The 839-nt window shown below is 60.3% G+C and carries 1 protein-coding gene; it reads right to left on the reverse strand.

Features of this window, described 5'->3' with window-relative positions; genetic code table 11:
• Positions 1–12: 12 nt before the first annotated feature.
• Positions 13–770 (reverse strand): IS5 family transposase gene (locus BMI87_RS21815; protein WP_088726066.1). Its coding sequence is split into 2 segments (ribosomal slippage): positions 13–446 and positions 446–770, totalling 759 coding nucleotides; the frame shifts between segments, so codons are not numbered across the junction.
• Between the last annotated feature and the right edge of the window lie 69 nt (positions 771–839).

Here is an 839-nt window from a genome sequence, read left to right on the forward strand (position 1 = left end):
TAGGGTCAGGATTCATAACCAGTAGATGACGAGAGCCGCTAGGGCGATGGCGGAGAGGAAGACCTTCGGAGATCGGTCATAGCGGGTCGCCACACGCCTCCAGTCTTTGAGCCTACCGAACATTATCTCGATCCGGTTACGGCGCTTGTAGCGGCGTTTGTCATATTTGATGGGCGTCTTGCGTTGCTTTCGGCCCGGGATGCAGGCGCGTATCCCTTTGTCCTGCAACGCGTCTCGGAACCAGTCGGCGTCATAGCCGCGGTCCCCGAGCAACCAGTCGACCTTGGGTAGGCTGCTCAGTAGCGCCCGCGCACCGATGTAGTCGCTGACCTGCCCAGCGGTGACGAACAGGCTGAGCGGTCGCCCTTGGCTGTCGCAGATGGCATGCAGTTTGGTATTCATGCCGCCCTTGGTTCGCCCGATCAGGCGACCGCGCCCCCCTTTTTCGCGGCCAGGCTGGTCGCGGTGCGGTGTGCCTTCAGGTAGGTCGCGTCGATCATCACGGTCTTTTTCTCTCCGTGTTCGGCAGCTAGGCCGGCCATCATCTGGGCGAAGATGCCTTTCTCGCTCCAACGCTTCCACCGGCTGTAGAGCGTTTTGTGCGGGCCATAGGCGGCAGGAGCATCACGCCAACGCAAGCCATTGCGATTGACGAAGATAATCCCGCTCAGCACCCGTCTGTCATCGACCCGCGGCTTGCCGTGCGACTTCGGGAAGAAAGGGGAAAGCTTGGCCATCTGCTCGTCGGTCAGCCAGAAAAGATCGCTCACGTCACCGCTCCGTTTTCGGAGCCGTGAATCACGCGACGCAACAGAAATCAATGCATCCTGACCCTAAGG

It is taken from the genome of Thioclava sp. F28-4, from assembly GCF_002020045.1.
Classification (GTDB): Bacteria; Pseudomonadota; Alphaproteobacteria; order Rhodobacterales; family Rhodobacteraceae; genus Thioclava; species Thioclava sediminum.